This is a genomic window from Adlercreutzia sp. CNCM I-6215 (assembly GCF_977072315.1).
Window position 1 is genome coordinate 311,164 of record NZ_CDRVMA010000001.1, and the last position, 10,750, is coordinate 321,913.

7 protein-coding genes are annotated in these 10,750 nt (G+C 62.3%); all 7 read left to right on the forward strand.

Annotated elements, in window-relative coordinates; genetic code table 11:
* The first annotated feature begins 64 nt into the window (after positions 1–64).
* The 7 genes from ACW4LP_RS01285 to fic all read left to right on the forward strand — a co-directional run bounded on the left by ACW4LP_RS01285 (position 65) and on the right by fic (position 10,750).
* Entirely contained in the window at positions 65–1,378 is a 1,314-nt protein-coding gene (locus tag ACW4LP_RS01285) for a replication-associated recombination protein A (protein WP_302223807.1), read from the forward strand.
* A 256-nt stretch (positions 1,379–1,634) separates the two neighbouring features.
* Entirely contained in the window at positions 1,635–2,546 is a 912-nt protein-coding gene (locus ACW4LP_RS01290) for a DUF948 domain-containing protein (protein ID WP_161127508.1), read from the forward strand.
* Between the two features lie 21 nt (positions 2,547–2,567).
* Positions 2,568–4,001: an AI-2E family transporter gene (locus ACW4LP_RS01295; protein WP_455803389.1), complete on the forward strand. Its 1,434-nt coding sequence runs from the start codon at positions 2,568–2,570 to the stop codon at positions 3,999–4,001.
* 66 nt (positions 4,002–4,067) lie between these two features.
* Positions 4,068–6,704 (forward strand): alanine--tRNA ligase, encoded by a 2,637-nt coding sequence (gene alaS / locus ACW4LP_RS01300; protein ID WP_161127506.1) that lies wholly within the window; start codon positions 4,068–4,070, stop codon positions 6,702–6,704.
* A gap of 272 nt (positions 6,705–6,976) precedes the next feature.
* Positions 6,977–9,487, forward strand: a complete 2,511-nt coding sequence (locus tag ACW4LP_RS01305) for a type I restriction-modification system subunit M (RefSeq protein WP_455803390.1) — start codon at positions 6,977–6,979, stop codon at positions 9,485–9,487.
* Between the two features lies 1 nt (position 9,488).
* Entirely contained in the window at positions 9,489–10,118 is a 630-nt protein-coding gene (locus ACW4LP_RS01310) for a hypothetical protein (RefSeq protein ID WP_455803391.1), read from the forward strand.
* An 8-nt stretch (positions 10,119–10,126) separates the two neighbouring features.
* A complete protein-coding gene (fic, locus tag ACW4LP_RS01315) occupies positions 10,127–10,750 on the forward strand; it encodes a protein adenylyltransferase Fic (protein ID WP_114540314.1) in 624 nt (207 codons plus the stop codon).

Here is a 10,750-nt window from a genome sequence, read left to right on the forward strand (position 1 = left end):
CGGACGAACGACCAAAAACATTTGTTCTATTATTTTGATGGGCTCCGTGGTACCATTACGGGCTATGGATACTTTGTTTACTGCTATGGAAAATGATCGGAAGCGGGACGTGGCGCCGCTGGCGGTGCGCATGCGGCCGCGCACGCTCGACGAGGTGGTCGGGCAGGCGGAGGCTGTGGGCGAGGGCAGCTGGCTGCGCGCGGCCATCGAGAACGACGCCTTAAGCTCGGTCATCCTCTTCGGGCCGGCGGGCACGGGCAAGACCTCGCTCGCCCATGTCATTGCGGAGTCGACCCGCGCCACCTTCGTGGAGGTATCAGCCATCGGGGGCACCGTGTCCGACTTGCGCCGGGAAATCGATGCGGCGGAGAAGCGGCTCGTCATGGGAGGCCTGCGCACCATCCTGTTCGTCGACGAGATTCACCGGTTCAATCGCAGCCAGCAGGACGCGCTTCTGCACGCGGTGGAAGATCGCCTTGTGGTGCTTGTGGGCGCCACCACGGAGAACCCGTTTTTCGAAGTGAACTCCGCCCTCATCTCGCGCTCGCGCATCGTGGAGCTGCATTCGCTCGCCGATGATGAGATCGCCGAGTTGGTGGGCCGTGCCGTGGCCGACGATCGGGGGCTTGCCGGCTGCTATGCTCTGGAAGATGAGGCCACTTCTGCCATCGTCACTCTGGCCGGCGGCGACGGCCGCGGGGCGCTCACAACGTTGGAGTTGGCCGCTGGTATGGTGGCGCCGGGCACGAAGGAGGCCCCCGTTTCCATCACCGAGGCCATGGTGCGGGCCGCCACGCCCCACCGCGCGCTGCCCTACGACAAGAACAAGGACATGCACTACGACATCATCTCCGCGTTCATCAAGAGCATGCGGGGCAGCGATCCGGATGCCGCCGTGTACTGGCTCGCCCGCATGATCGACGGGGGAGAGGATCCGAAGTTCATCGCCCGCCGCATGTACATCGCTGCCTCGGAGGATATCGGGAACGCCGACCCCCAGGCCCTGCTTGTGGCCGAGGCCGCCTTCCGGGCTGCCGAGGTCATCGGTTACCCGGAGTGCCGCATCAACTTGGCCCAGGCCGCCATTTACTTGGCGCTGGCGCCGAAGTCCAACAGCGCCGAGGCCGCGATCGATGCGGCGCTGCGCGAAGTGCGCAACGGCCCGGTGCGCAAGGTGCCCGACTACCTGCGCGATCGTCATCGCCCCGGCTCGGAAAACTACGGCGAGTACAAGTACCCCCACAGCTACCCGGCCGGCTGGGTCGATCAGCGCTATCTGCCCGAGGGCCTTGAGCGCGGCTGCTTCTACCAACCCGGCGAGCGCGGCTGGGAGGCTTACCGCACCGACGCCGCCGCCCGCGACCGCCAGGGGAGTTGAGTCGCGGCTCGGCGTGTTGCGCCCGCCGCGTTGCGGGCGCCGCGCAGCGAGCCAGGCATCGTGTTGGGGCGACGTGCCGGCGAGGGCGCCCCAGCGCGGGTGCCGCTGGCGATGCCGCTCGCGTGTGACACGATGTCAACTTCCGTTTACGGAATGGCTACTATGCGGACGCGTTCCGTGGAGGCCCTGCGCAACTTAATTAGAATGACTCCAGTAATGGTATAGTCAGGTCTTCGGAATTATAAGGAGGCTCATCATGGATTTCGCAGGGATCGTGGACATCGCGCTGCCCGTCATCTACGTGCTCGTCGGCGCGGTGCTCGTATGGTTCGTCGTGGAATTGGCGCTCACCATCCGCTCGACGCGCTCGACCATCGACGACGCCCATAAGGAGCTCACCCCCACGCTGAAGAACGTGGAGAAGATCACCGCCCAGGTCGATCCCCTCATCGCCCATGTGGATGCCCTGGTGACCGATCAGATCGACCCGCTGCTTACCCGCGTGAACGAGATCGCCGAGGAGGCCAAGCCCGCCGTGGGCCGCGTCGATCCGCTGGTGGAGCGTCTGTCGCTCACGGTGGACGCGGCGAATTTGGAACTCATGCGCGTCGACCAGATTCTGGAAGATGTGACCCAGATCACCGATTCCGTCTCGAAGGCCGCCGGTGCCGTCGATACCGTGACGAGCGCTCCGATCGATTTGGTGAACTCGCTCACGGGCAAGTTGCGCAGCAAGTTCAAGCCGCGCTACGCCTCCGATGAGTCCGTGAGCTTGGGAGCCGCTGCCGACGCCAGCGCCGCCGCGAAGGCCGGCCGCGCGCCCGAGCGCGGGGCGACCGTTGCCGCCGCCGTCTCGGCCATGGGGGATGCCGCCCGCGCCGTCGTCGCCGAGGGCAAAGACCGCCGCGCCGCTGTCAAGGCCGCCAACGCAGCCAGCCAAGAACGTGCCCACGACTTCGAAGACCAGCTCTCCGGCACCGCCGGCACCATCGCCGATGCGGCCGTGGCCAACGCCAACGCCGACATCGACACCGACGCGCCGGCCGCGCCGGCCGCGACGGCCCCTGCCGACCCCGCAGCCGCTGCCTCGCCGACCGTCTCTCCCAACGCCGCCGCGGCTCAGGCCGAGCCGGCCCCCGTGGGGAACAGCCCCTACACCGTTCAGTAGCTTGCACCTGAGGAGATTCCCATGAGCACCGACGCGTCTCAATCGCAGGGAGGAGCCGACGCGCCCGCTTCCGTCAACAACCCGCGCAGCGCGGCCGCCACGGCCACCGCTGCCGCCAACGCCATCTCGCGCACCAAGCAGGCCCGCGCCCGCACGCGCTTCTTCGACCTGTGGGCCGTGGTGGCGGCCATCCTGCTTCTGGCGGCGATCGTCTACCTGCTGAACATCCTGTCGGTGCCCGTGGCCATTCTCATCTGGACTGTCATCATCGTCTTCTGCCTGCGCGGCATTGTGAACGGGCTGGAGAAGCGCCATATCAACCGCGGTTTGGGCACCACGATCGCCTATGTTATCATGGCGCTCGTGCTCGCCCTTATCGGCTTCCTTCTGTTCTCGCCTATGTTCGGCCTGAACGCCCAGTTCAACGACTTGGTCAGCAACCTGCCCCATTATGTTGATGCGGTCATCGCCTGGGGCAACGACCTGTACGCCCGCTACGCCCCGATGCTCGAGGACGAAACGGTGAAGAACGTCATCAGCGAGGTGCAGAAGTCGGCCGCATCCTGGGCCTCCTCCATCGCTCAGGGCAGCGCCAACGGCATCGTGGCCTTCTCCACGACGCTGGCCAACGGCCTTATGGCCTTAGGGTTCGCGCTCGTCATCGCCTTCTGGATCCTCATGGAGCTGCCGGCCATGGGCCGCGAGACGCGCCGGCTCATCGGCCCCAAGCACGCCGAGGACGCCGAGTTCTTCCACGCCACCTTCACCCGCGTCATGGGCGGCTACATCAAGGGAACGCTTCTGCAGTGCGCCGTCATCGGCGTGGGCTGCGGCATCCTGTTCCAGATCGTCGGCGTGCCCAACGCGGCCGTGCTCGGCCTCATCACCGGCGTGATGAACATCATCCCCATCATCGGCCCGTGGCTGGGAGGTGCGCTCGCGGCCATCGCGGCCGTCTTCGTGAGCCCGCTGGTGGCCCTTATCGCCCTGGCCGGGACCGTGGTCATCCAGCAGCTCGTCTACACCTTCGTCTCGCCGAAGATCATGGCGAACTCGGTGGACATCCACCCGGCTCTCACCCTTATCGCGTTGATGGTGGGCTCGGCCCTCGGCGGCGCCATGAGCGGTCTTATGGGGTCGCTCGTGGGCATGCTCGCCTCCATCCCGCTGGTGGCCGTGGCCAAATCGGTGTTCGTCTACTACTTCGAGAAAAAGACCGGCCGGCACCTGGTGGCCGAGGACGGCGTGTTCTTCAAGGGCGTGCCGTCGGACAACGAGGAAGTGAACCCGCTGTCGGACGCCACGTCACCGGGCGTCACCACCGGCTCCATGAAGCCCATCAAGCTGGACGACGCGACGCTGTTCGGCCGCAAGTTGCCGAAGCTGCGCTCGCAGGCCCATGGGAAGGTGACGGCGCGCCATTCCCATGATGACACGTCGTCTTCCAAAAAGTAGCGCGCAAGGAGCGCTATAATCTGCTGCAACTGTTTTCGTTGACCGTAAAGGACGGATAGAACACCTATGCGTTACATGACCACCGCTGAGATTCGCGAGAAGTACCTGAACTACTTCCAGGAGAAGGGCTGCAAGCTCGTGCCCTCCTCCTCGCTCATTCCCGACGATCCGTCGCTTCTTCTGACGAGCGCCGGCATGGTGCAGTTCAAGCCCTACTTCCTGCAGCAGAAGCAGCTGGAGGCGCCCTATATCGGCACCACCTCCGTGCAGAAGTGCGTGCGCACCAACGACATCGACATCATCGGCACCACGGGCCGTCATCTGAGCTTCTTCGAGATGCTCGGCAACTTCTCCTTCGGCGCGTACTTCAAAGAAGAGATGTGCGCCTGGGCCTACGATTTCTCCGTGAACGTGCTGGGGCTGCCGCCGGAGCGCTTGTACTTCACCGTGTTCGAGGACGACGACGAGACCATTGAGATTTGGAAGAACCTGGGCGTGCCCGAGGACCACATCTCGCGCCTCGGCGAGGACGACAACTTCTGGCGCGCCGGCCCCACCGGTCCCTGCGGCCCCTGCTCGGAGATCTACTACGACCAGGGCCCGGAGTTCGGCTGCGGCAGCCCCGACTGCGCGCCGGGCTGCGACTGCGACCGTTTCCTGGAGTACTGGAACTGCGTGTTCACCCAGTACGACGGCCAGGAGGACGGCACCTTGGCGCCCCTTCCCAAGAAGAACATCGACACGGGCATGGGACTCGAGCGCATGGCCGCCATCATGCAGGGCGTGCAGTCCAACTACGAGACCGACGTGCTGCGCAGCCTGGTGGCCGTGGGCGAGCGTCTGGCCGGCGTGACCTACGGCGAGGATGCTGAAACCGATCTGGCTCTGCGCATCATCGCCGATCACTCCCGCTCGGTCACCTTCATGATCGCCGACGGCATCCTGCCGGGCAACGAGGGCCGCGGCTACGTGCTGCGCCGTCTGCTGCGCCGCGCCATCATGAAGGCCCAGCTCATCGGCATCGAGGGGCACTTCCTCAACGAGTACGTGGACGAGATCGTGCGGCTCATGGGAGATGTGTACCCCGAGATCGTGGAGAACCGCGAGCTGGAGCGCGGCCTCATCATGGCCGAGGAGGACCGCTTCGGCGCCACGCTGCGCCAGGGCCAGGCCTACCTGGAGGAGGCCCTCGGCAAGCTTGAGGGCGACGTGCTCTCCGGCGAGGAGGCCTTCACCCTGCACGACACCTACGGCTTCCCTGTGGAAGTGACCCAGGAGATCGCGGAAGGCCGCGGCGTGAAAGTGGACATGGAGGCCTTCGAGGCCGCCATGGAGGCCCAGCGCGAGCGTGCCCGCGCCGCCGGTGCAAAGGACGCCGAGGCCGCCTGGTCCACCTACGGCGGCATCTACAGCGATCTTTTGAACGAGCTCGGCCCCACGGAGTTCATCGGCTACGACGCCACCGCCGCCGAGACGCGCGTGCTGGCCGTCGTCGTCGATGGCGAGCGCGTGGGCACCCTGGCGCCGGGGCAGACCGGCGAGGTGGTGCTGGCCGCCACGCCCTTCTACGCCGAGATGGGCGGAGAAGTGGGGGACACCGGCGTCATCGAGAACGGCGAGGGACGCCTTTACGTGCTGGACACGAAGGCTCCCGAGAAGGGCCTGTTCGTGCACGCGGTGCGCGCCGAGGAGGCGGGGCTCGCCGAGGGCGATACCGTTGTGGCTCGCGTGGATGCGAACCGCCGCGCCGCCATCGAGCGCAACCACACCGCCACCCACATCCTGCACGCCGCGCTGCGTCGCGTGCTCGGTGACCACGTGAAGCAGGCCGGCTCCTACGTGGGCCCCGACCGCCTGCGCTTCGACTTCACCCACTTCGAGGCGTGCACGCCCGAGCAGCTGGCCGAGGTGGAGCGCGAGGCCAACGAGCACATCATGAGCGCCACGCCCACCACCATTTACGAGACGTCGCTGGAAGAGGCCCGCGCCGCCGGGGTCACGGGCTTGTTCGGCGAGAAGTACGGCGAGGTCGTGCGCGTGGTGGAGGCGGGCGACCTCTCCCGCGAGCTGTGCGGCGGCTGCCATGTGAACAACACCGCCGAGATCGGCTTTTTGAAGATCACGAGCGAGTCGTCGGTGGGCGCCAACGTGCGCCGCATCGAGGCCGTGACGAGCTACGGCGCGCTCGCCTACGTGAACAAGGTGGAAGCCGAGCTGAAGGAGGCCGCGGCCACGCTGCGCGTGCCGCCCTTCGACGTGTCCGAGCGCGTGGCGGCCGACCAGAAGGCCCTGAAGGAGATGCGCACCAAGGCCAAGCGCGCCAAGGACATGGTGAGCGACGACATGTTCTCGACGCTGCTCTCCCAGGTTCAGCTGGCGCCGGCGGGGTACCCCGTCATCATCGCGCGCACCGAGGTTCGCGACGGCGGCCAGATGCGCAATATGTGGGACGTCGTGCGCAGCCGCATGGACGCGCCCGGCGCCATGGTGGTGGCCGGTGTGAACGACGGCAAGCCCGTGCTCATGGCCGCCGGCACCGATGAGGCGGTAGCGGCGGGCTTCAACGCCGGGGCCATCATCAAGGCCATGGGCCCGGCCATCCAGGGCGGTGGCGGCGGCAAGCCCACCATGGCCCAGGCCGGCGGCAAGAACCCCGACGGCATCGATGAGGCCCTGGAGATCGCCCGCAACATGATCCTGTAGCGGCGCGGAGGGGCGCGACTGCATGAGGGGCGCGGCATTGCCTCGCCCCTCTTTTGCGTTTCGGAACATACAAGCCGTGCATTGCTTGAGAGAATCTCATTGAATGCTGATCGTGTCGGTATAAATGTCGGTATAAATGTCGGTATAAATGTCGGTATAAATGTCGGTATAACCGCGCCGCTTCCAGATGCGTTGCTCCGACTGATGCTAACGCTGTGATAAAAGCGTTAGCTATAATGAAATGATCTGTGCACCATTCGAAAGGGAACGGAATGAACAAGCAACAGCTCGCCGCGAAAATCTGGGAATCGGCCAACCGCATGCGGGGCAAGGTGGATGCGAGCGAGTACAAGGATTTCATTCTGGGCTTCATCTTCTACAAGTACCTCTCCGAGAAGGAGGAGCAGTTCTTCCTGGGCGAGGGTATGACGGCGTCTGATATGGAGCAGCTGGTGGAAGAGGACGAGGAGACCGTAGGCTATGCTCAGAATCATCTGGGCTATTTCATCTCCTATCAGAACCTGTTCTCCACTTGGATCCAAGCCGGCAATGATTTCGCTGTGTCGCAGGTGTACGAGGCACTCTCGGCCTTCAGCCGCCTTGTGAGCCCCCTTTACAAAAACGTGTTCGACGGCATCTTCATCACGCTACAGACGGGACTGAGCAAGCTCGGCGACAATACAGGGTCGCAGACGAAAGCCGTGCGCGATCTCGTCCATCTCATTCAGACCATCCCCATGAGCACGCACCAAGATTACGATGTGCTGGGCTACATCTACGAGGATCTCATCTCGAAGTTCGCCTCTAACGCCGGCAAGAAAGCTGGCGAATTCTATACACCCCACGAGGTGTCGGTGCTCATGGCGGATATCGTCGCTCATCATTTGCGGAGCCAGGACACGATTCGTATCTACGACCCCACGAGCGGCTCTGGTTCGCTGCTCATCACCATCGGCGATGCGGTGAAGCGTCGCATGGGGGATGCGGACGGCATCGCCTACTACGCCCAGGAGCTCAATCAGTCCACCTACAACCTCACGCGCATGAACCTCGTCATGCGGGGCATCAAGCCGTCTAACATTACGGTGCGCAACGGCGATACTTTGGAAGAAGACTGGCCCTACTTCGACGATTCGGATCCATCGGGCACCTACGACTCGCTCTACGTGGACGCGGTGGTTTCCAATCCGCCCTACTCGCAGCGGTGGGAGCCGGAGGGCAAGGAGAACGACATCCGATTCGCCTATGGCATCGCCCCTCGCTCGAAGGCGGACTACGCGTTTCTGCTGCATGACCTGTATCATCTGAAACCCTCGGGTATCATGTGCATCGTCTTGCCCCATGGCGTCCTGTTCCGAGGGGGAGAAGAGGGAACGATTCGCCGCAACCTCATCGAGAACGACAAGATTGCCGCCATCATCGGTCTTCCTGCTAATATTTTCTTCGGAACGGGCATCCCCACCATCATCATGGTGCTGCGCCAAAAGCGCGACGAGAGCGACGTGCTCATCATCGACGCTTCCAAGGACTTCGAGAAAGTCGGGAAGAATAACCAGCTGCGCTCCTCGGATATCCGCCGCATTGTCGATACGGTTACGGCTCGTCGGACGATCGAGGGCTACTCGCGCCTTGTGGGAAAGGACGAGATACGCGCCAACGATTACAACTTGAATATCCCGCGCTACGTGGATTCCTCTGAGCCTACGGAAACGTGGGACTTGTATGCGTCGATGTTCGGTGGCATTCCGGTTCAGGAAATTGACGCCCTAAGCAAGTATTGGGAGGCGCTTCCCGGCCTTCGTGAGGCGCTGTTTACGGCCAACAATGGCCATTGCGCTCGGATGGCGTGCGAGGACGTAGCCGATGCAATTCAGGGGAATGAGGCGGTCGAAGGCTACGTTGCCCGCTACCACGCAGAGTTCTCTGGGTTGCGCCGTCAGCTCGTGGCGACGCTCATCGGCAACTGGCAGCGGGTGGACGCACCGAGCGCGGAGGCTGCGGTGGCCGATGAGGTGTTCAAGCTCGTGGAACCGTTTACTCTGGTTGATAAATATGACGCTTATCAGGCGCTTGATGATGCTTGGGGCGTTATTGCCGCCGATTTGGAAATGCTGCAAACGGAAGGTTTCGACGCTGCGAGGAAGGTCGATCCGGAATACGTCATCAAGAAGAAGAGCGGCAAAGACGTTGAGGTGCAGGACGGATGGAAGGGCCATATCCTGCCGTTCTCTCTTGTACAAGACGCGCTCTTGAGTGTGGAAGCCGAGCAGTTGCGTGATTTGCAGGATGAGATGAGCCACTTGAATGGCGAGTGCGAGAGCTTGCAAGAGGAGCTGCCCTGCGAGGACGCCGAAGAGGGCGATGCCGACGATTCGTGCGATTTGACCGAGGAGGAAATCGCGGCGAAGCGGAATGAGCTCGCGGCCCTCCAGAAGAAGCTAAAGAGCTTGAAGAAGGATGCCAAAGCTCAGGAGTCGGCCCTCGAAGAGAAGACCCACGAGACCATTGAGGCGCTGACCGACGAGCAGGTGTACGAGCTGCTCGAGGCCAAATGGGTGGAGCCCCTCACGGATGATCTGAACGCGCTGCCGCAAGTGTCTATTGAGGGTCTTATCAAGAAAGTGAACGCGCTGGAAGAGAAATACAAAGACACCTATGCCGATGTGGCAGAGCAGATCAGCGAAGCCGAAAGAGAGCTGGATGCAATGCTCGGCCAGCTTGTGGGTGACGAGTTCGACATGCTCGGCATCGCGGAACTGCGTAAGCTTTTGGGCGGTGAGTAACATGGAAGAGCAGCGTAAGTCCGAAAACGCCCTCGTCCCCGCCCTCCGCTTCGAAGGATTCAGCGACCCTTGGGAACAGCGTAGGTTGGGGGAAATATGCGACGAAGTGACTCGCCGCAATCCGCTCTCCGAGGCCCCGGTCATGATGATCACCGCCGAATCGGGGTTCATCGAGCAGAGTGAAAGGTATTCGACCGACAATGCGGGAGAAAGTCTGCAGAAGTACATTGTTCTACGAAGGGGCGAGTTGGCCTACAATCATGGCGCGTCCAAGCTGCGACCATTTGGATCCTGTTTCAACCTTTTGGCTGATGAGGCGCGCATCCCGTTCGTGTATCACTGCTTCTCGCTGCGCAGCGACTGCCCCGCATTCACGTCGCTAGAATTAAACGGCGGTCAAGTGGAAGACCAACTGAGGACGCTCGTCTCATCTGGCGCGAGAATGGACGGGCTTCTCAATATTTCGTTCGAGGAATATCAAACCGTGCGTCTTCTGCTGCCCTCGCTCGACGAGCAGCGGCAAATCGCAGGCCTCTTCGCCAAGCTCGACTCGCTCATCGCCCTTCATCAGCGTGAGTTGGATATTCTTAAAAACCTTAAGCAAGCGTTACTTGAAAAGATGTTTGTCTAGGAGCTGCCATGACTCTAAAAAACAAGCTGGGCATCCATAACGCTGTAGAGCTTTCTCGCCAAGAGGAACGACTGTCGAAGCAGCGGGCATTGGAGTTGTTCGATGAAGGGCTGCTCGACACCTTCGAGATAGGAACTTTTGCAGGCTTGCAAGCGATTCACGCCCATCTCTTTTGCGATGTTTACGACTTTGCAGGAGATGTGAGAACCGGCAATATCGCCAAGGGGAGCTTTCGGTTCGCTCCTTCTCTCTATTTGGATGCTGCGCTTGAAAGCATTAGCGCCATGCCGCAAAGCACCTTCGATGAGATCATCGAAAAGTACGTTGAAATGAATGTGGCGCATCCTTTTTGGGAAGGCAATGGTCGAAGTATGCGAATTTGGCTCGATGCCATGCTTCGCCAAGAGCTGGGTGTCGTAATCGACTGGAGCCAGGTCGACAAAGAGGACTATCTGCTTGCCATGGAACGCAGTCCCGTGCGAGATAGGGAGATCAAGGCTCTTCTCAATGCGGCATTGACTGACAAAGCCGCTGATCGCGAGGTGTTCATGAAGGGCATTGACGCGAGCTATCGCTACGAGGGACTCGAAGAGTACGAGACGGGGAACCTGCCCGAGGATGACGAGGATTAG